This is a genomic window from Streptomyces sp. RKAG293 (assembly GCF_023701745.1).
Taxonomy (GTDB): domain Bacteria; phylum Actinomycetota; class Actinomycetes; order Streptomycetales; family Streptomycetaceae; genus Actinacidiphila.
The window spans coordinates 2,364,327-2,387,067 of the sequence record NZ_JAJOZB010000001.1; the positions used below are offsets into that span (position 1 = coordinate 2,364,327).

Annotated in this window: 20 protein-coding genes and 2 pseudogenes; 12 read left to right on the forward strand and 10 right to left on the reverse strand. The window is 72.3% G+C overall.

The genetic code is table 11. The features are described 5' to 3' along the window. Positions 1-83: 83 nt before the first annotated feature. Positions 84-1,556, reverse strand: coding sequence for an SDR family oxidoreductase (locus LNW72_RS10405; RefSeq protein ID WP_250975137.1), 1,473 nt, complete (start codon positions 1,554-1,556; stop codon positions 84-86). Positions 1,557-1,833: 277 nt separating this feature from the next. Between LNW72_RS10405 and fahA the strand changes: the two genes are divergently transcribed. Next, positions 1,834-3,081 (forward strand): fumarylacetoacetase, encoded by a 1,248-nt coding sequence (gene fahA, locus LNW72_RS10410; RefSeq protein ID WP_250975138.1) that lies wholly within the window; start codon positions 1,834-1,836, stop codon positions 3,079-3,081. 49 nt (positions 3,082-3,130) lie between these two features. Here fahA and LNW72_RS10415 read toward each other — a convergent pair whose 3' ends face one another. From LNW72_RS10415 to LNW72_RS10425, 3 genes and pseudogenes are all read right to left on the reverse strand, one after another. Further along, positions 3,131-4,099, reverse strand: coding sequence for a pirin family protein (locus tag LNW72_RS10415; protein WP_250975139.1), 969 nt, complete (start codon positions 4,097-4,099; stop codon positions 3,131-3,133). A 57-nt stretch (positions 4,100-4,156) separates the two neighbouring features. Beyond that, positions 4,157-4,330: a hypothetical protein gene (locus LNW72_RS10420; protein ID WP_250975140.1), complete on the reverse strand. Its 174-nt coding sequence runs from the start codon at positions 4,328-4,330 to the stop codon at positions 4,157-4,159. 112 nt (positions 4,331-4,442) lie between these two features. Continuing rightward, positions 4,443-6,199: pseudogene (locus tag LNW72_RS10425) on the reverse strand (acyclic terpene utilization AtuA family protein). Positions 6,200-6,331: 132 nt separating this feature from the next. Between LNW72_RS10425 and LNW72_RS10430 the strand changes: the two are divergent. The 5 genes and pseudogenes from LNW72_RS10430 (at position 6,332) to LNW72_RS10450 (ending at position 9,478) form a co-directional block, all read left to right on the forward strand. Next, the gene (locus LNW72_RS10430) at positions 6,332-7,537 is read left to right on the forward strand and encodes a DUF3533 domain-containing protein (protein ID WP_250975141.1); all 1,206 of its coding nucleotides are present in this window, start codon (positions 6,332-6,334) and stop codon (positions 7,535-7,537) included. Between the two features lie 75 nt (positions 7,538-7,612). Further along, a pseudogene (locus LNW72_RS10435) lies at positions 7,613-8,014 on the forward strand (ASCH domain-containing protein); the annotation flags it as partial. A 6-nt stretch (positions 8,015-8,020) separates the two neighbouring features. Further along, positions 8,021-8,581, forward strand: a complete 561-nt coding sequence (locus LNW72_RS10440; protein ID WP_250980092.1) for an NUDIX domain-containing protein — start codon at positions 8,021-8,023, stop codon at positions 8,579-8,581. Positions 8,582-8,722: 141 nt separating this feature from the next. Beyond that, a complete protein-coding gene (locus tag LNW72_RS10445) occupies positions 8,723-9,148 on the forward strand; it encodes a DUF202 domain-containing protein (protein WP_250975142.1) in 426 nt (141 codons plus the stop codon). A gap of 3 nt (positions 9,149-9,151) precedes the next feature. Next, positions 9,152-9,478, forward strand: a complete 327-nt coding sequence (locus LNW72_RS10450; RefSeq protein ID WP_250975143.1) for a DUF202 domain-containing protein — start codon at positions 9,152-9,154, stop codon at positions 9,476-9,478. A 161-nt stretch (positions 9,479-9,639) separates the two neighbouring features. On the opposite strand, the gene LNW72_RS10455 is transcribed toward LNW72_RS10450, so the two are convergent. Both LNW72_RS10455 and LNW72_RS10460 read right to left on the reverse strand, forming a co-directional pair. Next, positions 9,640-10,569, reverse strand: a complete 930-nt coding sequence (locus LNW72_RS10455; RefSeq protein ID WP_250975144.1) for an NADP-dependent oxidoreductase — start codon at positions 10,567-10,569, stop codon at positions 9,640-9,642. A gap of 40 nt (positions 10,570-10,609) precedes the next feature. Continuing rightward, positions 10,610-12,142: an MFS transporter gene (locus LNW72_RS10460; RefSeq protein ID WP_250975145.1), complete on the reverse strand. Its 1,533-nt coding sequence runs from the start codon at positions 12,140-12,142 to the stop codon at positions 10,610-10,612. A 150-nt stretch (positions 12,143-12,292) separates the two neighbouring features. Between LNW72_RS10460 and LNW72_RS10465 the strand changes: the two genes are divergently transcribed. Then, positions 12,293-12,730 carry a MarR family transcriptional regulator gene (locus tag LNW72_RS10465; RefSeq protein WP_250975146.1) on the forward strand — a complete coding sequence of 146 codons (438 nt, stop codon included), beginning with the start codon at positions 12,293-12,295 and terminating at the stop codon, positions 12,728-12,730. Between the two features lie 33 nt (positions 12,731-12,763). Here the strand turns inward: LNW72_RS10465 and LNW72_RS10470 are convergent, their stop codons facing one another. Together LNW72_RS10470 and LNW72_RS10475 are read right to left on the reverse strand one after the other, a co-directional pair. Continuing rightward, entirely contained in the window at positions 12,764-13,657 is an 894-nt protein-coding gene (locus LNW72_RS10470) for a hypothetical protein (protein WP_250975147.1), read from the reverse strand. A 116-nt stretch (positions 13,658-13,773) separates the two neighbouring features. Next, on the reverse strand, positions 13,774-14,481 hold the full coding sequence (locus LNW72_RS10475; protein WP_250975148.1) for an FCD domain-containing protein: 708 nt from the start codon (positions 14,479-14,481) through the stop codon (positions 13,774-13,776). Between the two features lie 115 nt (positions 14,482-14,596). On the opposite strand from LNW72_RS10475, the gene LNW72_RS10480 reads away from it, so the two are divergent. Genes LNW72_RS10480 through LNW72_RS10490 form a run of 3 tightly spaced genes read left to right on the forward strand, consistent with a single transcriptional unit; the run spans position 14,597 to position 17,587 of the window. Next, the gene (locus LNW72_RS10480; RefSeq protein ID WP_250975149.1) at positions 14,597-15,154 is read left to right on the forward strand and encodes a gluconokinase, GntK/IdnK-type; all 558 of its coding nucleotides are present in this window, start codon (positions 14,597-14,599) and stop codon (positions 15,152-15,154) included. Between the two features lie 55 nt (positions 15,155-15,209). After that, positions 15,210-16,607: a gluconate:H+ symporter gene (locus LNW72_RS10485; protein WP_250975150.1), complete on the forward strand. Its 1,398-nt coding sequence runs from the start codon at positions 15,210-15,212 to the stop codon at positions 16,605-16,607. Positions 16,608-16,648: 41 nt separating this feature from the next. Continuing rightward, a complete protein-coding gene (locus LNW72_RS10490; protein WP_250975151.1) occupies positions 16,649-17,587 on the forward strand; it encodes an MBL fold metallo-hydrolase in 939 nt (312 codons plus the stop codon). Between the two features lie 217 nt (positions 17,588-17,804). On the opposite strand, the gene LNW72_RS10495 is transcribed toward LNW72_RS10490, so the two are convergent. Beyond that, positions 17,805-19,085 (reverse strand): glucarate dehydratase family protein, encoded by a 1,281-nt coding sequence (locus LNW72_RS10495; RefSeq protein ID WP_250980093.1) that lies wholly within the window; start codon positions 19,083-19,085, stop codon positions 17,805-17,807. An 80-nt stretch (positions 19,086-19,165) separates the two neighbouring features. Beyond that, complete coding sequence (locus LNW72_RS10500) at positions 19,166-20,089, reverse strand: ADP-ribosylglycohydrolase family protein (protein ID WP_250975152.1); 924 nt, start codon at positions 20,087-20,089, stop codon at positions 19,166-19,168. A gap of 156 nt (positions 20,090-20,245) precedes the next feature. Between LNW72_RS10500 and LNW72_RS10505 the strand changes: the two genes are divergently transcribed. Together LNW72_RS10505 and LNW72_RS10510 are read left to right on the forward strand one after the other, a co-directional pair. Then, positions 20,246-21,367, forward strand: a complete 1,122-nt coding sequence (locus tag LNW72_RS10505) for a phosphotransferase family protein (protein WP_250975153.1) — start codon at positions 20,246-20,248, stop codon at positions 21,365-21,367. Between the two features lie 6 nt (positions 21,368-21,373). After that, complete coding sequence (locus LNW72_RS10510) at positions 21,374-22,588, forward strand: acyl-CoA dehydrogenase family protein (RefSeq protein ID WP_250975154.1); 1,215 nt, start codon at positions 21,374-21,376, stop codon at positions 22,586-22,588. Positions 22,589-22,741 lie beyond the last annotated feature (153 nt).

Consider the following 22,741-nt stretch of genomic DNA (forward strand, 5'->3'; position numbering starts at 1 on the left):
GGAGGTGGGCGGCCCGCTCCGTCATGGATCTGCTCGAACCGGCACGCGCACCCTGGCGCGGGCGAACGGCCAGGCGAGCCGGGTTACCAGGCAGCCGGGGCGTAGTCCTTGAGGAAGCAGCCGTAGAGGTCTTCGCCGAGTTCGCCGCGGACGATGGGGTCGTAGACGCGGGCGGCGCCGTCGACGAGGTCGAGGGGGGCGTGGAAGCCCTCTTCGGCGAGGCGCATCTTGTCGGGGTGGGGGCGCTCGTCGGTGATCCAGCCGGTGTCGACGGCGGTCATGAGGATGCCGTCCGTCTCCAGCATCTCCTGGGCGCTGGTGCGGGTGAGCATGTTCAGCGCGGCCTTGGCCATGTTGGTGTGCGGGTGGCCCGGGCCCTTGTAGCCGCGGCTGAACTGGCCTTCCATCGCCGAGACGTTGACGACGTACTTGCGGCGCGCGGTGGCCGCGGCCATCGCCGGGCGCAGCCGGCTGACGAGGACGAACGGCGCGGTGACGTTGCAGAGCTGGACTTCGAGGAGTTCGAGCGGGTCGACCTCCTCGACGCGCTGGATCCAGGTGTTGGTGGCGTCCAGGTCCGGTACGAGGCCGCCGGCGTCGATGGCGGTGCCGGCCTCGATACGGGCCGGGGTCGCGGAGCCGGTGGTCAGGGCCAGGGCGGTGATCGACTCGGGCGTCAGCGCGTCGTGGCCGGCCGACGACGGGCCGGGCAGCGCGATCTGCGCGCCGCTGCCGAAGTGGCCCAGGACGGTGCGCGAGGGCAGTTCGCCGGCCGGCAGGGGGGCGAGTTCCGCGGCGACGAGCTCCGCGTAGGCGCGGGGGCTGCGGCGGACGGTCTGCGCGGCGTTGTTGATCAGGATGTCGAGCGGGCCCTCGGCGGCGACCTCGTCGGCGAGCGCGATCACCTGGGCCGGGTCGCGCAGGTCGATGCCGACGATCTTCAGCCGGTGCAGCCACTCCGGGCTGTCGGGCATCGCCTTGAAGCGCCGGACCGCGTCGTTCGGGAAGCGGGTGGTGATGGTGGTGTGCGCGCCGTCGCGCAGCAGGCGCAGCGCGATGTACATGCCGATCTTCGCGCGGCCGCCGGTGAGCAGGGCGCGGCGTCCGGTGAGGTCCGTGCGCGCGTCGCGGCGGCTGCGGTTCTCCTTCGCGCAGGGCGGGCAGAGCTGGTGGTAGAACGCGTCGACCTCGACGTAGCGGGTCTTGCAGACGTAGCAGGAGCGGGGGCGCTCCAGGATGCCGGCGATCTCCTGCGTCACGGACGTCGTGAGCATGTTGCCCAGCGTCTCGTCGTCGATGCGGTCGGCCGCGCCGGTGGCCGTGGCCTCGGTGACGGCCTTGTCGTTCGCCGTCTTCGAGGCGCGGCGCTCCTGGCGGCGGCGCTGCTTCACCGTCCGGTAGATGCCGGCGGTGGCGCGCCGTACGGCGATGGCGTCGGGGTGGTCGACGTCGAGCTCGTCGAGCTCCGCGAGCACGCTCAGGCAGAGCTCCAGGCGCGCCGGGTCGATGCCCGTCGAATCGTCGCGCCGGGTTTCCGTCTGATCACTCGCTGTCATGCCGTTACTGCCTTCTGGATTGTCTGTTCCGCCCCGAGTCCACCCGAGTCAGGCGGAACTCTACGTACGCACGTGTAGCACCACCAAACTCGAGGCCGTCGGCGCCCCCTGGATCTACCGTCGGTGTCCGGACCGGCACGTACCGTCGCCATGGTGCGGGTGCAGGGCCCCGCCGGACCCGCGTCCGACCCGCGTCCGACCCGCGTCCGGCCCTTGAGACGGGAGCCCTGGAGACGGGAGATAGTCTCGGCACGTTCGTTCTCTCCCTGGAGGCCAGTTGAGCGCCAGCAGCCCGCTCACCGTCCCGGACGACTCTCCGTTCGGCGTAGACAACCTGCCGTACGGCGTCTTCACCACCGCCGACCGGCCGGATCAGCGCCGGATCGGTGTCGCCATCGGTGGCCACGTTCTCGACGCGGGCGCGGCGGCCCGCAGCGTCGGTGCCCTCGCCGAACCCGGATTCGCCACGCTCGACGCGCCCTCGCTGAACCCGCTGCTGGCCGCCGGCCGGCCGGTCTGGACCGCGGTGCGCGCCGCGATCACCCGGTGGCTGACGGACGAGGCCCTCCGTGCGGCCGTCGAGCCGTGCCTGGTGCCGCGCGCCGATGTCACCCTCCACCTGCCGTTCGAGGTGGCCGACTACGTCGACTTCTACGCGTCCGAGCACCACGCGACGAACCTCGGCCGGATCTTCCGGCCCGGCTCCGAGCCGCTGACGCCCAACTGGAAGCACCTGCCGATCGGCTATCACGGCCGTTCCGGCACGATCGTCGTCTCCGGTACGCCGATCACCCGCCCGTCCGGGCAGCGCAAGGCCCCGGCCGACCCGGTTCCGGACTTCGGCCCGTCCCGCCGCCTGGACATCGAGGCGGAGCTGGGCTTCGTCGTCGGCACGCCGTCCGAGCTGGGCAGCCCGGTCGCGCTGGCCGACGCCGCCGAGCACGTCTTCGGCGTCTGCCTCGTCAACGACTGGTCCGCCCGCGACCTCCAGGCGTGGGAGTACGTGCCGCTGGGCCCGTTCCTCGGCAAGTCCTTCGCCACGTCGGTCTCGCCGTGGATCGTCCCGCTGGACGCCCTCGCGCAGGCCCGCACCACCCCGCCGGAGCGCGACGTCGAGCCGCTCCCGTACCTCGACGACCGGGACGCCGCGGCCGAGCCGTCCGGCTTCGACATCGCCTTCGAGGTCCGGCTCAACGGCCATGTCGTCTCGCGCCCGCCGTTCGCCGCCATGTACTGGACCTTCGCGCAGATGCTCGCGCACATGACCGCCAACGGCGCGTCCCTGCGGACCGGTGACCTCTTCGCCTCCGGCACCATCAGCGGTCCCGAGCGCGAGACGCGCGGCGCGCTCATCGAACTGACGTGGAACGGCCAGGAGCCGCTGAAACTGGCGGACGGCAGCGAGCGCACGTTCCTCGACGACGGCGACGAGGTCGTCATCACCGCCACCGCACCGGGCCCGAACGGAACCCGCATCGGCTTCGGCGAGGTAACGGGCCACATCGTGCCCCGCCCCACCGCCTGACGGTCACCGCCCCACGCCCGGCCCGCTCGCTGGACGACCGAAAGGCCGTCTAGCGGGCGCGCCCGCGTGGCTTGAGCCGCGTCGCCGGAAGCTCCGGCGCGGGCAGCGGGGCGCCGTCATAGCCCTTCACATCCCCGAAACGGGAGCCGCTCATCCAGTCCGAACGGGCCTGTGCGATGTCGTCGTTGGACCGTCCGACGAAGTTCCACCACATGACGATCTTCTCGTCGAAGGGCTCGCCGCCCAGCAGCATCAGGCCGCTGTCCACGTCGGCGCGGATCGCGAGGTCGCGGCGGCCGCAGCCGAGGTAGAGCATCGAGCCGGGGGCGAGGCGTACGCCGTCGACCTCGGCCTCGCCGGACATCGTCAGGGCCGCGTACTCGAAGTCGGGGCGGAGCGGCAGGCGGGTGTCGGTGCCCGCTGCCAGGGCGAGGTCGGCGCCGACGAGCGGGGTGTGGGTGGTGCCGGGTGAGACGGCGCCGTCCAGTTCGCCCATGATGACGGTGGCCTGCAGACCGCCGCCTCCGGTGACGACCGGCAGGTCGGCGTGGTGCTCGAAGGCCGGCGCGGTGTTCCGGTGGGCCTCCGGGAGGGCGACCCAGAGCTGGGCGCCGTGCAGGAGCCGGGGGTGGTCGCGCGGCGATTCCTCGGAGTGCGAGATGGCCCGGCCGGAGGTCATCAGTCCCAGCTCGCGGGGGCGTACGGTCTGCAGGGTGCCGAGGCTGTCGCGGTGCAGCACCTCGCCGTCGTGCAGCCAGCTCACCGTCTGCAGGCCCATGTGCGGGTGCGGCGGGACCTGCATCCCGGACTCGCGCGCGATGTCGTCGGGGCCGTAGTGGTCGACGAAGCACCAGGCGCCGACCATCCGGCGGCCCAGGTTCGGCAGGAGGCGCCGCACCTGGGTGCTCTCGCCGAGGGTGACGGTGCGGGCGGCGAGGAGCTCGCGGACGGGCTCGGCCGAGACGTCGTCGCGGCCGCCGCACACGGTCGGTGCGGGCTTCACATCGAGGTTGCTCATGCCCCGATCATCGCGCACCGGTCCGCGGACGCCTCGGCACCCCGTATGCCCGGTGCCTCACATGCCCGGGTGCACTCCGTGGACCAGGTCCATCGCCTCGCTGGTGTAGCGCTCGCGGGCGCTCAGGTCGAGGTCGGGGAAGTAGTCCTTGAGCCGGGTGACCACCTGCTGCTCGGACTCGTGGCAGTCGCGCAGCAGGAAGATCGCCTTGTGCAGAATCGACTGGTCCATCGGAATGCCCCCCTCGGAACGCCCACCCGCCTCTTGCGGTGGGCCGCTTCCCACGGTACGCAGACGACCGTCAGCACTTGGGCAAAGAGATCTCCGCGCCGGGCAAAGATGTCTACAGGCCAGGCAAAAGATCCATGGGGATGTCGACCGGGCGGGCCCGCAGGTACTCGCCCAGGCTCTTGGCCTGCGGGTCGGGGCGGGTGGAGGCGGCGACGCCCTCGCCGAGCAGGCCGTGCAGGACGAAGTTGAGGGCGCGCAGATTGGGCAGTTCGTAGCGGACGACCTCCAGCTCGGCGGCCTCCGGGAGCAGCAGCCGCAGCTCGTCGACGCCGAGGTGGGCGTGGAGCCACGCGTACGCCTCGTCAGTGCGGGCCCACAGGCCGATGTTGGCGTCGCCGCCCTTGTCGCCGGAGCGGGCGCCGACCAGCCGGCCCAGCGGTGCCCGGACGGTGGGGCCGGACGCCATGGCCGGACGTGGCTCGGAGCCGGCGGCCGGCCGCTCCTGTCGCACGCGCGCCACCGTCGGCGGCCTCGGCACGTCCAGCCTGGTGCCGTCGGCCAGCACGACCTGGGCCGGCACCTCGTCGGCGGCGACCAGCGCGGGCCAGTACACCCCGTACTCGGTGGGCCGGGGGACGCCTGCTCCAGGTAGAAGCCGGGGTAGCTCGCCAGCGCCGTGCCCGCGACCGCGGTGAACAGCGCGCGGCCGACCTTGTCGCGGTCGGGGTCCTTGACGGTCAGGGTCAGCCGGGCGGTGTCGGCCGCCGGCCGTTCCATCCGCAGGTCGAACTCGTCGAAGCGGTCGCCGCCGCCCGTCGCGTCGAGCAGGGACGCCTCCGCGAACCGCGCCTTGGCCTCGATGTCGAGGCCGGTCAGCACGAAGGTGGCGCTGTTGCGGAAGCCGCCGAGGTAGTTGAGGCAGACCTTGAGGGTGTCGGGCGCGGGCTCGCCGCGGGTGCCGGTGACCCGGACCCGGTCGGGTCCCTCCTGCTCCAGTCGCAGGGTGTCGAAGCGGGCGACGACGTCGGCGTTCAGGTACTCGGGTCGCTCGATCTCGTACAGCAGTTGGGCCGTGACGGTGTCGACGGTGACCGCGCCGCCGGTTCCCTCGTGCTTGGTGATGACGCAGGAGCCGTCGGGGTGCATCTCGGCGATGGGGAAGCCGGGGTGCACGGGGTACTCGATCTCGGTGAAGAAGGAGAAGTTGCCGCCGGTGGCCTGGGCGCCGCATTCGATGATGTGGCCCGCGGCGACCGCCCCAGCGAGCCGGTCCCAGTCGTCGAGCGCCCAGTCGAAGGCCCAGGCGGCCGGCCCGGTGACGAGCGCGGCGTCGGTGACCCGGCCGCAGATGACCACGTCGGCGCCGGCGCGCAGTGCGCGGGCGATGCCCCAGCCGCCGAGGTACGCGTTGGCGGTGACGGGCTCGATCCCGGAGTCGGCGAGCAGCCGGCCGGTGGACAGGTTGGCGAACCCGTGGCCCTTCTCGCGCAGCTCGGGGAGACGGTCGAGGAGGTCGTCGCCCTCCAGGTGGGCGATGGTGGGGTGGAGGCCGCCGAGCGCGGCCAGTTCGCCGAGTTTGGCGGCGAGTCCGGCCGGGTTGAGACCGCCGGCGTTGACGACGACCTTGATGCCGCGTTCCAGACAGCTGCCGAGCACCTCGTGCATCTGGGCGAGGAACGAGACGGCGTAGCCGGCGTCGGGGTCGCGCTGCCGCGCCTTCCACAGGATCAGCATCGTCAGTTCGGCGAGGTAGTCACCGGTCAATACGTCGATCGGACCGCCTTCGACCATCTCGCGGGCGGCGGACAGCCGGTCGCCGTAGAAGCCCGAGCAGTTGGCGATACGCAGGACGTCGAACGGTGCCGGCATGACGGTCACTCCTGGTCGGTGCTGGGCAGTGGTGGCCGCGCGCAGCATTTCGCGTGCGGTGGCCACCCGGCAAGGGGCCCGTACGGAGCACCCCCTCTCGCGTCGGAAGCGTAGGCCGCCTAACGTTCGTGCATGAGCTCTGCTGGGACGACCCCTCCGCCGCCGGACGCAACACCTTCCACCACCCAGGATTCCGGTTCCACCGCCCAGGATTCCGGTTCTGCCACCCCGGATTCCGGCGCCTCACGGGGTGTTCCGGCGCTGCCGGACGGATCGGGCGGGTTCGCGGCCGAGCTGCGGGACGCGATCAGTTTCCGGGCTTTCCTGCTGGTCGTCGGAGGTCTGCTGATCCAGCTGGCCTTCATCGTCTCGTACCTGGGCGCGTTCCACTCCCCCACCCCGCACCGGATTCCGGCCGCCGTCGTGGCGCCCGCGCAGGTGGCGGGCAAGGTGGCCGCACAGCTCAACGGGCTGCCGGGCGAGCCGGTGAAGGCGGTCGTGGTGGCCGACGAGGCCGAGGCGCGACGGCAGATCATGAACCGTACGGTGGACGCCGCGATCCTCATCAACCCGGCGGGCAAGACCGATGCACTGCTGGTGGCCTCCGCGGGCGGCCCCTCGGTGTCGCAGACCGCCGCGCAGATCGCGCAGAGCGTCGAGAAGACCCAGCACCGGCAGGTGACGGTCACCGACATCAAGGCCCCCAACAAGGAGGACGGCCGCGGCCTGAGCTCGTTCTACCTGGTCATCGGCTGGGTGGTGGGCGGCTATCTGACCGCGTCGATCCTGGGTGTGGCGGGCGGCGCCCGGCCGGTCAACCGGCACCGTACGGCGATCCGGCTCGGCACTCTCGCGCTCTTCGCGGTGGTCTCAGGACTCGGCGGGGCGATCATCGTGGATCCGGTGTTCTCGGCACTGACCGGCCATTTCGTGGCGCTGTGGGCGATCGGCGCGCTGGTGGTCTTCGCGGCCGCCGCCGTCACCACGGCTCTGCAGACGCTCTGCGGGATCATCGGCATCGGGCTGTCGATCCTGCTCTTCGTCGTGATGGGCAACCCGAGCGCGGGCGGCGTCTATCCGGCGTCGCTGCTGCCGCGGTTCTGGAGCGCGATCGGGCAGTCCCTGCCGCCGGGCGCGGGCACCACGGCGGTCCGCAACACCGTGTACTTCGGCGGCAGCGCGACCTCCGGCCCGCTGTGGGTGCTGGCGGCTTACGCCGTCGCCGGTGTCGTCGTCGCGATGGCCACCGTCGTGGTGCGCGACCGCCGGGCGGGTGCCGGGGCGGGCGCCGGAACGGGTCCCGGGGCGGGTTCCGTCGCGGGCCAGGAGCCGTCCTAGGAAACGCCTTTGACGCCATGGCCTAGCCTTCAACGCCACGACCCAGCCTTCGATGCCACGATCTAGGCTGGGTCCATGGGCTCCTACGATGATCTCCCGCCGTTCGAACTCGCCTTCCCCGGTCCGCTGCGCGACCGGCTGGTCGGCGCGGTCCTGTCCGGGGAGAAGACCTCCACGACCGGGCTCGTCGTGGACTACGAGTACTGCGGGGAGGCGCTGCCCGTCGTCGGTGAACGGTCCGCGCTGATCGATTCGGCGGACCGGCCGGTGGCCGTGCTGGAGACCACGGAGGTCCGCGTGCTGCCGCTCGCCGAGGTCGATCTGGCGCACGCGGTGGACGAGGGCGAGGGCGATCGCACCGTCGCCGAGTGGCGGGCGAACCATGAGGGGTTCTGGCACAGCCCGGAGATGCGCGAGTCGATCGGCGACCCGGAGTTCACCGTCAGCGACGGGACGCTGGTCGTCGCCCAGCGGTTCCGCGTCGTGGAACGCCTCGACCCGGAGACCGGCGCACCCGCGCGACCGCGCTCCGCGGACGAGCTGCTGGACATCGTCGACGAGAACGACGAGGTCGTCGGCCAGGAGCGGCGGGCCGAGGCGTACGCCCGCGGGCTGCGGCACCGCTGCGCGTTCGTGCTGGTGAAGGACGGCGAGGGCCGGACGTTCGTGCACCGCCGCACCGCGGTGAAGCTGGTCTTCCCCTCGCTGTACGACATGTTCGTGGGCGGGGTCGTCGGAGCGGGCGAGACCTACGACGAGGCGGCGCTGCGGGAGGCCGAGGAGGAGCTGGGGGTGTCGGGACTCGCGCGGCCCGTACCGCTGTTCAAGTTCCTCTACGAGCGGGACGGGCACTCCTGGTGGTCCCAGGTGTACGAGGTGCGGTGCGAACTCCCGGTCTCCCCGCAGGTCGAGGAGGTCGCCTGGCACACCTTCCTGACCGACGGTGAACTGGAACGGCGGCTGTCCGAATGGGAGTGGGTCCCGGACGGCCTCGACGCGTTCCACAGGCTGCGCGAGTGGCGTGGGCGGCCTCCTGTGGCGTAGCCGTCCTGGCTGAAGAACGTGCTGGTGAAAGCCCCTGCCACCGCACGCACCCCGCACTCACCACCGCACTCACCCCCGCCGGACACCGGCCGGACACCCGGCGTCCGGGTCCGGCACCGGGTCCGGACGTACAGTGACCGGGTGATCGTCTTCGTACGGGCGCTGCCCGGCAGGCTGCGGGCCGGGGTGTCGGCGGTCGGGCTGTGGTTCTCGCCGGCCCGGGTGCAGGCGGAGGGCGAGACGCCCGACTACCGGTTCTCGCTGGCCAACGAGCGCACGTTCCTGGCCTGGATCAGGACCGCGCTGGCGCTGATCGGCGGCGGCTTCGCGGTGGACCAGTTCCTGCCGGACCTGCCGCGGACCGTCCGGGTCGTTCTGGCGCTGGCGCTGCTGGCGGGCGGCGCGATGTGCGCGGTGCGGGCCGTCAACTACTGGGTGCGGTGCGAGCGGGCCATGCGCCGGAACGAGGACCTGCCGCTCTCCCGCTTCCCGACGCTGCTGGCCGTGCTCGTCGCGGGCATCGCGGTGGTCATGGTGGCGATCGTGCTGCTGGGCCGGGCGGGTTAGGCGGTGTCCGAGCCGCCGGTGGGAGTGCGGGACCGCGATCCCGGTCTGCAGCCGGAGCGGACCCGGCTGGCCTGGCGGCGGACGACCCTGTCGTGCGCGGTCGCCGCGGTGCTCGCGGGCCGGCAGGCGGTCCACCGGGGGCTGTCGGGCGTGGGGATCGTGGGAGTGGCGCTCGGCGCCCTGGTCTGGCTCGCCTTCCTGCTCGTCGCCCAGCGCAGGATCCGCCTCATGGACGCGCCGCGGCCGCCCGTGATGACGTCACGGGCGGCCGCGGCGGTGGTGGGGTGCACGGTGGCGCTGGCCGTCTTCGGCGCGGCCGTCCTGTGGTGACCACCGGGCTTCGCGGCGGCCGTGCTGTGGTGACCACCGGGCTTCGCGGCGGCCGTGCTGTGGTGACGTCCGGGCCTCGGTGCGGCCGTGCTGTGGTGACAACCCGGCCGCCGGGGATCGGACGGGCCACAAGGTGATGTCCGGGCCCGGGGCCGGACGGGTCACATGGTGACGACGATCTTGCCGCGGGTGTGGCCCTCGGCGTTGAGCCGCTGTGCGTCCGCCGTCCGCTCCAGCGGGAACGTGGCGGCGACCTCCACGGTGATGACACCGGCCTCGGCGAGGTCGCTGAGCGCCGAGAGGTCCGCGGCGTCCGGGCGGACCCACTGGAACCGGCCGCCCATGCCCAGCACCGCCGGGTCGGCGATGGAGACCAGCCGGCCGCTGTCGGCGTCGGCGAGCAGGCCCGGGGAGACGGTCAGGGCGTCGCCGCCGACCAGGTCCAGTACGGCGTGCACGCCGTCGGGGGCCAGCGCCCGTACGCGGTCGGCGAGGCCGTCCCCGTAGGTCACCGGTTCCGCGCCCAGCCCGCGCAGGTACTCGTGGTTGTGCTCGCCCGCGGTGCCGATCACCCGGGCGCCGACGTGCTTGGCGAGCTGGACGGCCATGGAGCCGACCCCGCCCGCCGCGGCGTGGATGAGGACCGTGTCGCCCTTGCCGACGTTCAGCTCGCCGAGGAGCGTCTGGTAGGCGGTGAGGCCCGCCAGCGGAAGGCCCGCGGCCTGCTCGAAGCTGAGGTTGGACGGCTTGCGGGCCAGCGTGCGGACCGGGGCGCCGACGTACTCGGCGAACGTGCCACGGGACAGGAAGTCCTCGCGCACATAGCCGATGACCTCGTCGCCCTCCTCGAACTCGGGGGCGTCGGGACCGGTCCTGACGACGACGCCGGAGACGTCCCAGCCGGGAATGACGGGGTAGACCGCGTCGAGCATCGAGTCCAGGTAGCCGGCCTGCGCCTTCCAGTCGACGGGGTTGACGGCCGCGGCCCTGACCTTGATCAGGACGGTGTCCGGTCCGACCTTGGGGTCGGGGCGGTCGCCGTACTCCAGGGCCTCGGGCCCTCCGTAGCTGCGGTAACTGACGGCCTTCATGGTGATGGCTCCTGTACGCCGTGGGGGGATCGGGCGGGGATCAGACGACGCCGGCCTTGTCGGTCGCGTCGGGCTGCTCGGCCGCCTTGAGGGGGGACGGGACGGTACCGGCGGCGGAAGCCGTCACCTCGACGGTCCGGGGTCCGTGGTGGGTCCGCAAGCCGAGCCAGCTGACCAGCCCGACCAGCGCGAAGGAGACGGCCGCGATACCGAAGGTGAGGCTGAAGCCGGATTCGGCGGGCAGCGGCGGTGCTCCGGCGGGCAGGTGCCCGATGGTCTTCGACGCCAGGATCGTGGTGACCACGGCGCTGCCGATCGCGCTGCCGGTGGAGCGGGAGATCGAGTTGATGCCGTTGGCGATGCCGCTCTGGTGGTGCGGGACGCTCTCCATGATGACGGCGGGCATGGCCGCGTAGCCGAAGCTGACGGCCGCACCGACGATGAGGCCGGCGCCGATCACCGAGGCGGTGTGGCTGTGGTCGAGGGCCAGCCAGCCGAAGCCGGCGGCGCCGAGCACGGCGGCCAGGCCGAGCACGACCCGCGGGCCGCGGTGCCGGACGAGACGGCCGCCGATGGGCGAGGCGAGCAGCGAGACGATCGCGCCGGGGAGCAGGAACTCGACGGAGGCCCGGAGGATGGACGCGTCGAAGCCGTAGCCGGTGAGCGCCTTGGGCATCTGGACGAGGTAGGAGACGCCCAGGAAGTTCGCGAACATGCCGAAGCCGACGAGGATCCCGGCGAGGTTGGCCATCAGCACCGGGCGGTGGACGAACATCCGCATGTCGACCAGCGGCTCGCGGACCTTGAGCTCGGTCAGCACCCAGACGGCGCCCATGACGACGGCGCCGGCGAAGCTGCCCAGCGTGCGGCCGGAGGCCCAGCCCCATTCGTGGCCCTGCGAGATGGGCAGCAGGAGCAGCAGGAGGGCGATGCCGAGGGTGAGCGCGCCGAGGATGTCGGTGCGGCCGCCGGTCTTGTGCCGGGTCGCGGGGACCATGGTGACGACCGCGACCAGGGCGAGGACGGCGAAGCCGGTCGCCATCCAGAACGCGTTGCGGTAGTCGGCGTCGGGGCCCGAGGTGAGCAGGCCGGTGGCGACCAGTGCGAGGCCACTGCCGAAGGCGAGGGTGCCGCTGACCAGCGCCATCGCACCGGGCAGCTTCTGCGGGCGGACCTCTTCGCGCAGGACCGACAGCGCCAGCGGGAAGATCGCGGTGGCGGCGCCCTGGAGCACCCGGCCGAGGATGAGCAGCGGCAGGGAGGTCGCCAGGGCGGCGATGACGGAACCCACGACCATGACGCCCAGTACGGCCACCAGGGTCGGCTTCTTGCCGTGCTGGTCGCCGAAGCGGCCCAGCAGCGGGGTGAAGACCGCGGCGGACAGCAGGGTCGCGGTGGTCACCCAGCTGACGTTGGCGGTCGAGGTGCCGAGGTCGTTGCGGATCAGGCCCAGGATCGGGACGGGCAGGGTCTGCATCATCGACACGACCATGGCGGCGAGGCTCAGGGCGAAGACGATGACCGTCTCGTTCCGGTGCCCCGCTTCGGCGGGTGCGGTGGTGGCTTGGCTCATGGCTGGCGGGTCCTTCTCATTGCTTCACACCAATGCTTCACAACTTGGATGCTTGATGTCGTCAAGCAACTCGACAGACGGTAGACCTCAATAGTTAAGGACGTCAAGTTAATGATTGATGTCGTCAAGCATTTTGAGTACACTCCACCCATGAGCGCCACCACGAACGTCCCGACCAAGCTCGAGCTCCTGGAGCTGCTGGCCGCCATCGGCACCGCCCAGTGGCGGGATTTCGCGGCCGCCGCCGCCCACCACGGCCTCACCTCCACCCAGGCCAAGGTCCTCGCCCAGCTCGACGGGCCGCTGCCGATGCGCGGTCTCGCGGCGCTGCTGGTGTGCGACGCGTCGAACGTCACCGGGATCGTGGACCGGCTGGAGGCGCGGTCGCTCGTCCGCCGCGAGGCGGACCCCGCCGACCGGCGGGTCAAGAACGTCGTGGCGACCGACGAGGGCCGCGACACCATCCGGCGCGTGCGCGAGGAGATGCAGGCGACGCACGGCGCGCTCGACGCCCTGGACGAGGACGAGAGCGCGACGCTCTACGCCCTGCTGGGACGGCTCCGCCCGGCGATGGAGAACAACGCCTGACGGTGCCGAGGCCGGCAGAGCGACCCGCCCGCGTCAGCGGCGGCGCAGCGCCGCCGCGAGCGCCCGCACCTCACGCCGCGCGAACCCGGGCTCCCGCCCCAGCGCGCGGACCAGGTCGTCACGTACCGCGCGGGTGCGGCCCGCCTCGACCAGCGCCAGCGATTCGGCGAGCGCGGCCGGGAGCGACGGGTGGTACCAGGGCTCCCCGGCGTCCTCGTCGAACCAGCGGACGGCCGGGAACGAGCTGTGCACCTTGGGCTGGTGGTCGCCGAACCACGACCAGGTCCCGGGGTCGAGCGACACATTGACCACATGGCCGGCGGGCAGCGTCCGCACCCACGGGCGTGACGCGTCCTGCTGCCAGCGCCAGTGCCCCGGGCTGGTCCTGCCCCGCTGGGTGACGCCCACGTAGCGCAGCTTGCGACGGATCACCGGCCACGGCTCGCGGCTCTCCTCGATCCAGCCGGCGAGCGCGCGGTGCAGGGTGTCGAAGGTGTTGCCCCGGTACACGACGTCCACGAGGGCGACCGGCCGCTTGCGGCGGGCCAGCGCGTACGGGTCGAGCCCCGCCGCGGCGAGATGCTCGCGGAAGCGCGCCCGCATCGCGGGCGTCCAGCCCCGGTCGCTGGTGCACGAGACCGGCAGCCGCAGCAGCCGGCCCTCCCACGACGAGCCCTCGAACGCACCGGTCAGCAGGTCGTACATGCTGTCCAGCGACCGTCCGACGAAGCACAGGTCGGCGCCGTCGGAGCGGGCCAGCACCTTCGCGGCGCATTCGGTGAGCGACGGCAGATAGCGGAGCCGGATCGGCGGCGCGCCCTCGGTGAGCGCGCCGAGCCGGTCCGGTCCGGCACCCGCGGACGTGGCGAGGTTCCAGCGGAACGGCTGCGGCGGGGCGGCGGGGGACGCGGGCGGTCGAGCGGGCATACGCCCCAGTGGATCACCGCCGGCCGACCGGGTCACCCGGTTTTCCGGCCACGGCCCGCGGAGCGCCGTACGGCCGGCCCTCCGGCGCCAGGATGTGACGGGCCGTGCGGCCGGCTCTACGGCGCCAGGATGTCCAGTTCGCGCAGCGCGCCCACGCAGATCTCCCGCATCAGGCTCTCCGCGCCCGCCGCGTCCCGCGCCCGGACCGCCTCGGCGACCCGTACGTGCAGGGTGACCGCCTCGGGGTCGGGGGCCGTGAACATCACATGGTGTTCGGTGCGGCCGGTCAGCACCTCGGCCACGACGTCGCCGAGCCGGGCGAACATCTCGTTGCCCGAGGCCTGGAGCATGACGCGGTGGAACGCGACGTCGTGCACCAGGTACTCGCCCAGGTCCGCGGCGCGGCCGGCCGCGGCCATATCGGACGCGAGCACCGTCAGTTCCCGGCACTGGCCCGGCGTGGCGGCCTGGGCGGCGAGCCCGGCGGCCACCGGCTCGACGGCGGTGCGCAGCATCGTCAGCGAGCGCAGCTGGCGGGGGCGGTCCGCACCGGCCAGCCGCCAGCGGATGACCGCCGGGTCGAAGACGTTCCACTCCTCGGTGCGCCGCACCGTGACGCCGACCCGGCGGCGGGTCTCGACCAGGTGCATGGCCTCCAGGACGCGGACGGCCTCGCGGACGACGGTGCGTGACACCCCGTACCGCACTTCGAGTTCGTCGATGCGCAGCACCGTGCCGGGCGGGTAGCCGCCCGAGGCGATGGCGGGCCCGAGTTCGGCCAGTACGCGGGCGTGCAGGCCGCCGCTCTCTCCCTGCTGAGGCATGGGTGACAGCCTATGTGCCACCACCTTGGTATGACGTTTTCAGAGCGAACTCTTGAATAAGTAGTACCTATGGCGTTTATTGGTGCCAGCCGCTTGCACAAGGAGGTACGAGCGCATGACTGCCGAACCTGCGCAGCACCAGCCACAGCACCAGCCGCAGCACCAGCCGATCCCTCCGGTCGTCGTCGTCATGGGCGTGTCCGGATCGGGCAAGTCCACGGTCGGCGGCCTGCTCGCCGAACGGCTGGGGGTCCCCTACGCCGAGGCGGACGACTTCCACCCGCCGGCGAACATCGCCAAGATGTCGGCCGGCCATCCGCTGGACGACACCGACCGCGAGCCGTGGCTGGACGCCATCGCCGCCTGGGTCGCCGAACGCGAGGGGCTGGGCGGTGTGGTCAGCTGTTCCGCCCTGCGCCGCCGCTACCGCGACCGGCTCCGCGCCGCCGCCCCCCGGCTGTTCTTCCTGCACCTGGACGGGCCGCCCGAGGTGATCGCCGCGCGGCTCGCGGCCCGCATGCAGCACTTCATGCCGCCCGGCCTGCTGCGCTCGCAACTCGACGCCCTCGAACCGTTGGGCGAGGACGAAATCGGCACCGCCGGTGCCGTCGTCACGATCGACGGCGGCCCGCAGCAGATCGCCGAGCGCGCGTACGCCGCGCTCCCCCGCTGACCCCAACACCCCCCGCTGACCCCCACATCCGCCGCCGTCCCCCTGGAGTACGAACGTGTCTGCACTCAGCGTCGAGTTGCTGGCCGCGACGACCGCGCCGCCCATCACCTCCGCCGGTGACACCCAGGTCGGCATCGCCGCACTCGTCGGCATCGCCGTCATCATCGTCCTGATCACCCGCTGGAAGGTGCACGCCTTCCTCGCCCTCACCATCGGCTCGCTCGTGCTCGGCGCGGTGGCGGGCGCACCGCTGGCGAAGGCCGTCACGAGCTTCACGACGGGCCTCGGCTCGACGGTCGCGGGGGTCGGCGTGCTCATCGCGCTCGGCGCCGTCCTCGGCAAGCTGCTGGCGGACTCGGGCGGCGCCGACCAGATCGTCGACACCATCCTGGCCCGCACCAGCGAGCGCCGGATGCCGTGGGCGATGGCGGGGATCGCGGGCCTGATCGGGCTGCCGCTCTTCTTCGAGGTCGGCATCGTGCTGCTGATCCCGGTGGTGCTGCTGGTCGCCCGGCGCGGCAACTACTCGCTGATGCGGGTCGGCATACCGGCACTGGCCGGGCTCTCCGTCATGCACGGCCTGGTGCCGCCGCACCCCGGTCCGCTCGCCGCCATCGACGCCATCCACGCCGACCTCGGCACCACCCTGGCGCTCGGCGTCCTCGTCGCGCTGCCCACCCTCGCCATCGCGGGGCCGCTCTTCGGCCGGGTGGCCGACCGCTGGGTGAAGGTCGACCCGCCGGAGAACCTCACCCCGGCCCGCGCCTCGGACAAGCTGGAGCACCGCCCCAGCTTCGCCGCGACGGTGTGCACGATGCTGCTGCCGGTGGCACTGATGCTCGCCAAGGCGCTGGTGGACGTCATCGTCGACGACAAGCAGAGCCTGGTCTTCCGGATCTTCGACGTGGTCGGCACACCGCTGATCGCGCTGCTCGCCGCCGTCGTCCTGGCCATGTTCACCATGGGCCGCGCGGCCGGGTTCACCAAGGAACGGATCTCGTCGACCGTCGAGAAGTCGCTCGCCCCGATCGCCGGGATCCTGCTCATCGTCGGTGCGGGCGGCGGGTTCAAGCAGACGCTGATCGACGCCGGGGTCGGCAACATGATCCTCAACTGGTCGGACAGCTGGAACATCTCACCGCTGCTGCTCGCCTGGCTGATCGCCGTCCTCATCCGGGTCGCCACCGGCTCCGCGACCGTCGCGACGATCTCCGCGGCCGGCCTGGTGGCACCACTCGCGGCCGACATGTCGACAACTCATGCGGCGCTGCTGGTACTCGCCGTCGGAGCGGGCTCGCTGTTCTTCTCGCATGTCAACGACGCCGGGTTCTGGCTCGTGAAGGAGTACTTCGGGATGGATGTCCCGCAGACCCTCAAGTCCTGGTCGACGATGGAGACAGTGATCTCTGTGGTGGCCCTAGGCTTCGTCCTGCTGCTCTCGCTCGTTCTGTAGGGCGAGACGGCGTTCAGAGGACAGTTCTGGGGAGGGCACGCATGGGCACGACGGCGATTGTCGACACGACCGGCACGGAGCCGTATCTCATGGAACTGGCTCCGGACGTCCATGCGTTCTGCCAGCCCGACGGCGGCTGGTGCCTGAGCAACGCGGGCTTCGTCAGTGACGGCGCGAGCACCCTGCTCGTGGACACCGCCGCCACCGAACGCCGCGCCCGGCTGCTGCGGGACGCCATCGCCACGGCGGGCGCGCCGCACCCGCAGTACGTCGTCAACACCCACCACCACGGCGACCACACCTACGGCAACGGCCTGTTCGCGGCGGGCGGCTCGGCCGTCGTCGGGCACACCGCGTGCCGCCGGGAACTGCTCGCCGCCGGCCGCCAGCTGCACGGTGTCTGGCCCGACGTCGACTACGGCGACATCGAGATCACCGCGCCCACTATCACGTACTCCGAATCGATGCGGCTGCACACGGCCGACTCGGAGGTGCGGCTGTTCCACCCGGGGGTGGCGCACACGCCGGGCGACACCATCGTGTGGCTGCCGCGCCAGCGCATCGTCTTCACCGGTGACCTGGTCTTCAACGGCGGCACGCCGTTCATCCTGATGGGGTCGCTGACCGGGTCGCTGCGCGCGCTGGACCTGCTGCGGTCGCTGGACGCCGAGATCGTCGTCCCCGGGCACGGCCCGGTCACCGACCCCGGCGTCTACGACACCATGGAGCGGTACCTGCGCAACCTCGGCTGTCTCGCGGAGACCGGCCGCGCCGCCGGCCACACCCCGCTGCAGACCGCCCGCGCCGCCGACCTCGGCGCCTTCGCCCAACTCCGCGAGTCCGAGCGGCTGGTCGCCAACCTGCACCGGGTCTACGCCGAACTCGACGGCATCGCGCCGGGCGCCCCGCTGGACGTGGCGGCGGCGTTCGCCGACATGGCGGAGATGAACGGCGGCGTGCCGGTGGCCTGCCACGCGTAATGCCCTTCCGGCGGATCATGGCGCCCGGTCCTGTCGGCCTGCGGCCGGGCGGCGGCCCCGCCGCGGCAGAACGTGAGGCTCCCCCAGCACCTGTTCACGGCGGTGACCGGTCCTCCGCGACACCGGGAGCCGCCGTTCCGGGTGGGGCCCGCGCGTGATCGGCCGGACGGGCCTCAGCGGGGCTTGTCGGGCCGCGAGCCGCCGCCCGGCGGCAAAGTCACCAGCGCGGCACCGTCGGCGTCTGCCACCCCGGGTCGGCCAGGCGCATGGCTGCCGCGTCGTCGCGGTCCCGCATCGTGCCGTCGTCGTCCAGCCACCGCTGGTGGAGGACCCTGAGGGCGTCGCGGTCGAGTTCGACGCCGAGGCCGGGCGCGTCGGAGACGGTGAGCCGGCCGTCGGTGAAGACGTGCCGGGACGTGATGACGTCGTCGGTCTGCCAGGGGTAGTGCGAGTCGCAGGCGTAGTCGAGGTTGGGGACGGTCGCGGCCACGTGGGTCATGGCGGCGAGGCTGATCCCCAGGTGGGTGTTGGAGTGCATGGACAGGCCGACGCCGAAGGTACGGCAGATCGCGGCCAGTTCACGGGTGTTGCGCAGCCCGCCCCAGTAGTGGTGGTCGGACAGGACGACCTGGACGGCGCCCGTCGCGAAGGCCTCCCGGATCTCCGGGAAGGTCGTCACGCACATGTTGGTGGCCAGCGGCACCTCGGTGCCGGCCGCGACCTCCGCCATGCGGGCGGTGGTGCTGGCCGGGTCCTCCAGGTACTCGAGGACGTCGCCGAGTTCGGCGGCGACCCGCAGCGACGTCTCCACGGACCAGGCGCCGTTGGGGTCCAGCCGCAGCGGCTGACCGGGGAACTCCTCGGCCAGCGCCCTGACGGCGGCGATCTCCTCGTCGGGCGGGAAGACGCCGCCCTTCAGCTTGAAGGAGGCGAACCCGTACGTGTCGGCGAAGCGGCGGGCCTGGGCGACGACGCCGGCCGGGTCGAGCGCGGCGCCCCAGTCGTCCCGAGGCGTGTCCGCGCCGGGGTGGTGCGCCCAGCGGTAGAAGAGGTACGCGCTGTACTCGACGGTGTCGCGGACCTTGCCGCCGAGCAGGGTGTGCACGGGCAGGCCGAGGATCTTGCCGAGCGCGTCGAGGCAGGCGACCTCGAACCCGGAGATGACGGAGAGCCGCAGCTTGTCGGCGGTCTGCACCCCGCGCAGCCCGCCCACGTCGACGGAGTCGGAGACGTCGCCGGGGTCGCCGCAGACCTGCTCGGCGAGCGTGAACAGCCCGTTCAGATCGCTGACCGCATGGCCGGGCAGTGCCTTGCCCAGGGGCGCGGCAAGCTCCAGGTACCGGCTGTCGCCGTACGTCTCGCCGATGCCGACCGTGCCGTCGGCGGTGACCACCTCGATGATCAGGCGCGGGGTGAAGGGCTGGTGCACGCCCTGGGCGTTGAGCAGCGGCGGGTCGGCGATCAGGATCGGGGTGAGCCTGACCTCCGTCACCGTCAGTGCCCCGGCGTCCCTCAGTCCCCCGGCGTTCGCCGCTGCCGTCTGTGTATGTGAATACCGTTCACCCATAAGTCCAGAGGCTAGGCGGGGGCCGAGTCCGCGTCAACCCATGCCGGGAGCGCCTCCCTGGCCGCGTGCCAGGCCGCCGGCAGGGCCGCGACCCCGGTGCGGGCGGCGACCACACCGCCCGCGATGGCGCAGGTGGTGTCCATGTCGCCACGGCCGGCGACGGTGGCCCACAGGCACTCCTGGAGGTCGTCGGGGTGGTTGCCCGCGCACCACAGCGCGAACGGCACCGTGTCGGGGGCCGACACCCGGTACCCCGAGCCGAGCACCTCGGCGGCATGGCGGACCGAGGCGTACTCGGACATCCGGGAGGCGGTGCGCAGGCCGGAGCGGACGTCGGAGACGTCGAGCCGGTCCGCGACGGAGCTGAGGAAGTCGGCACGGGCGGGGGCGGGGCCGCCCCGGCCGCGGGCCGCGAGCGCGGCGGCGACCGCGACCGCCACGGCTCCGGCGACGGCCTCGGGGTGGTGGTGGGAGACGGCGGCCTGGTGGGCGGCCAGTTCGGCGACCGCGTCCAGGTCGCCGCTGTGCCAGGCGCCGAGCGGGGCCACCCGCATGGCGGCCCCGTTCCCCCAGGAGCCCTGGCCCTCGAACTGCTCGCTCACCACTTCCTGCCACCGCTCCCCCGCACCGATCCGGCGGAGCACGTCGTGCATCGAGGGACCGTAGCCGCGGTGGTCGTCGGCGGCGTACTCGTCGGCGAGGCGGCGCGCCAGCCGGTCCTGGTCGACCGCACCGCCGCTCTCCGCCAGCTCCCGGAAGAGCGCGAGCGCCTGCGCGGTGTCGTCGCTCCACAACCAGGTGTCCTGCGGCGGCAGAACGCGTTTCTCCAGCGCCTCTGGACCGGCGAGCCGGAGCACCGAGAACCAGCGGTCGCCGAAGGCGTCCCCGTGGGCGAGTCCGTGGAGCGAGTCCAGGGCGGCGGCGGGGATGTACATCTAGGCTCCTCGAAGGGCATGGACGGACCGCCAGTCTCCCAGCCGGAACCGGCCCACAACACCGGATTCCGGATCCCTACTGGACGACATACCGACTGGTCGGCATGATGGCAGGAACGCCAGGACCAAGGTGTGCCGGGTGGTGAGGAGCAGACGATGAGCGGTACGGACAATCCACCGGGCGACGGTACGGGCAATCCACCGGGCAATCCCCCGGCCGATACGGCGGGCGGCCAGGCGGGCAATGCGGCGGGCAATCCGCCGGGGCTCGACCTCGGTCGGCTGCGCGAGCACCTGGACCGGCAGCGGCCGGGACTGGTGCGCGGCACCCTGCGCGCCCGGCTGATCGAGGGCGGCCGGTCCAACCTGACGTACGCCGTCACCGACGGCGTCTCGCGGTGGGTGGTGCGGCGGCCGCCGCTCGGGCACGTCCTGGCCACCGCGCACGACATGACGCGCGAGCACCGGGTGATCAGCGCGCTGAGCGACACCCCGGTTCCGGTGCCCGGCACGGTGCTGCTGTGCGAGGACCCCGAGGTGATCGGCGCGCCGTTCTACGTCATGGACTTCGTGGACGGCACCCCGTACCGCACCTCCGCGCAGCTCGCCGTGATCGGCCCGGAGCGCACCCGCGCCGTCGTGCTGGGGCTCGTCGACACCCTGGTGGACCTGCACGCGGTGGACCCGGCGGCAGCCGGTCTCGACGGCTTCGGACGTCCCGAGGGGTTCCTGGAGCGGCAGTTGCGCCGCTGGGGCAAGCAGCTGGAGGCGTCCGGCAGCCGGGAGCTGCCCGGTATCGCGGAACTGCACGCCGCACTCGGCAAGGCGCTGCCCGCCTCGCCGGCGCCCACCGTCGTGCACGGCGACTACCGGCTCGACAACGTGCTCGTCGGCGACGACGACCAGGTCAGGGCCGTCCTGGACTGGGAGATGTCGACGCTGGGCGATCCGCTCACCGACCTCGGCCTGCTGGTCATGTACAGCGAGCAGGAGACCGTCCCCGACGCGCCCGTGTCCACCACCGGCGACGCGCCCGGCCACCCCAGCGCCCGCGAACTGGTCGAGCGGTACGCCGAGCGCTCCGGCCGCGACACCTCCGCCATCGACTGGTACACGGCCTTCGCGTACTTCAAGCTCGCCGTGATCCTCGAGGGCATCCACTACCGCTACACGCTGGGCCAGACCGTCGGCGCCGGTTTCGACCGGATCGGCTCGCTGGTCCCCGCGTTCATCGACCGCGGGCTGCTCAAGCTCCGGCTCCAGCCCCAGGAGGACTGAGGACTGATGGATTTCGCCTACGACGCCCGTACCGAGGAACTGCGGACGCGACTGACCGCGTTCATGGCGGAGCACGTCTACCCGGCCGAGCCGGTCTTCGCCCTCCAGCGCGAGCAGGCCGAGGGCGACGCCCGCTGGTCCGCGCCGCCCGTCGTGGAGGACCTGAAGGCGGAGGCCAAGCGGCAGGGGCTGTGGAACCTCTTCCTGCCCGGCGAGCGCGGGGCCGGGCTGACGAACCTGCAGTACGCGCCCCTGGCCGAGATCACCGGCCGCAGCCCGCACCTGGCGCCGCCCGCCCTGAACTGCGCCGCGCCCGACACCGGGAACATGGAGGTGCTGAGCGAGTTCGGCACCGAGCAGCAGCGCAAGCAGTGGCTGGAGCCGCTGCTCGCCGGTGAGATCCGCTCCGCGTTCGCGATGACGGAACCGGACGTCGCCTCGTCCGACGCCACCAACATCGAGACGCGGATCGCGCGTGACGGCGACTCGTACCTCATCAACGGCCGCAAGTGGTACATCTCCGGGGCGATGAACCCCAAGTGCGCGATCATGATCGTGATGGGCAAGAGCGACCCGTCCGCGGAACGCCACCGCCAGCAGAGCCAGATTCTCGTGCCGCGTGACACCCCCGGCGTCGAAGTACGCCGCGGCATGCGGGTGTTCGGCTACGACGACGGCGACCACGGCGGCCACGCCGAGGTGGTCTTCACCGACGTCCGGGTGCCGGCCGAGAACCTGATCGGCGAGGAGGGCGGCGGCTTCGCCATCGCCCAGGCCCGGCTCGGTCCTGGGCGCATCCACCACTGCATGCGCCTGATCGGCATGGCGGAGCGCGCGCTCGAGCTCATGTGCCGGCGGGCGACGGACCGGGTGGCGTTCGGCAAGCCGATCGCCGAGCAGGGCGTGGTCCAGGAGTGGATCGCGGAGGCACGGGTCGAGATCGAACTGCTGCGGCTGCTGGTGCTGAAGACGGCCTGGCTGATGGACACGGCCGGCAACCGGGGCGCCCACACCGAGATCCAGTCGATCAAGATCGCCACGCCGGCCGCGGTGCAGTCGATCATCGACCGGGCGATCCAGGTGCACGGGGCGGGTGGCGTGGGTCAGGACTTCCCGCTGGCGGAACTGTGGGCGGCGGCGCGGACGTTGCGGTTGGCGGACGGGCCGGACGAGGTGCATAAGCGCTCACTCGCGCGCCGTGAACTGAAGAAGTACGTGTAGCGGTTGGGGTAAGCCCGCGGCGCCGTCGTGGGTCGGGGCCGGGCTCTCCGGCGCGAGGGTTCGAAATCGTATATTTACGGGCCTGGCGGCCCACAAATACACGGCAGCATTTCGAACCCCCACGCCTGCGATCCCGGCCCCTCACGTTCGAGC

Bases quoted from the DNA above. Each gene is read 5' to 3' on its own strand.
- LNW72_RS10510 (WP_250975154.1), top strand. From the start codon at position 21,374: ATGGATTTCGCCTACGACGCCCGTACCGAGGAACTGCGGACGCGACTG.
- LNW72_RS10460 (WP_250975145.1), bottom strand. From the start codon at position 12,142: ATGAGCCAAGCCACCACCGCACCCGCCGAAGCGGGGCACCGGAACGAG.
- LNW72_RS10480 (WP_250975149.1), top strand. From the start codon at position 14,597: ATGACTGCCGAACCTGCGCAGCACCAGCCACAGCACCAGCCGCAGCAC.
- LNW72_RS10420 (WP_250975140.1), bottom strand. From the start codon at position 4,330: ATGGACCAGTCGATTCTGCACAAGGCGATCTTCCTGCTGCGCGACTGC.
- LNW72_RS10475 (WP_250975148.1), bottom strand. From the start codon at position 14,481: ATGCCTCAGCAGGGAGAGAGCGGCGGCCTGCACGCCCGCGTACTGGCC.
- LNW72_RS10405 (WP_250975137.1), bottom strand. From the start codon at position 1,556: ATGACAGCGAGTGATCAGACGGAAACCCGGCGCGACGATTCGACGGGC.
- LNW72_RS10415 (WP_250975139.1), bottom strand. From the start codon at position 4,099: ATGAGCAACCTCGATGTGAAGCCCGCACCGACCGTGTGCGGCGGCCGC.
- LNW72_RS10455 (WP_250975144.1), bottom strand. From the start codon at position 10,569: ATGAAGGCCGTCAGTTACCGCAGCTACGGAGGGCCCGAGGCCCTGGAG.
- LNW72_RS10490 (WP_250975151.1), top strand. From the start codon at position 16,649: ATGGGCACGACGGCGATTGTCGACACGACCGGCACGGAGCCGTATCTC.
- LNW72_RS10470 (WP_250975147.1), bottom strand. From the start codon at position 13,657: ATGCCCGCTCGACCGCCCGCGTCCCCCGCCGCCCCGCCGCAGCCGTTC.
- LNW72_RS10505 (WP_250975153.1), top strand. From the start codon at position 20,246: ATGAGCGGTACGGACAATCCACCGGGCGACGGTACGGGCAATCCACCG.
- LNW72_RS10430 (WP_250975141.1), top strand. From the start codon at position 6,332: ATGAGCTCTGCTGGGACGACCCCTCCGCCGCCGGACGCAACACCTTCC.
- LNW72_RS10465 (WP_250975146.1), top strand. From the start codon at position 12,293: ATGAGCGCCACCACGAACGTCCCGACCAAGCTCGAGCTCCTGGAGCTG.
- LNW72_RS10500 (WP_250975152.1), bottom strand. From the start codon at position 20,089: ATGTACATCCCCGCCGCCGCCCTGGACTCGCTCCACGGACTCGCCCAC.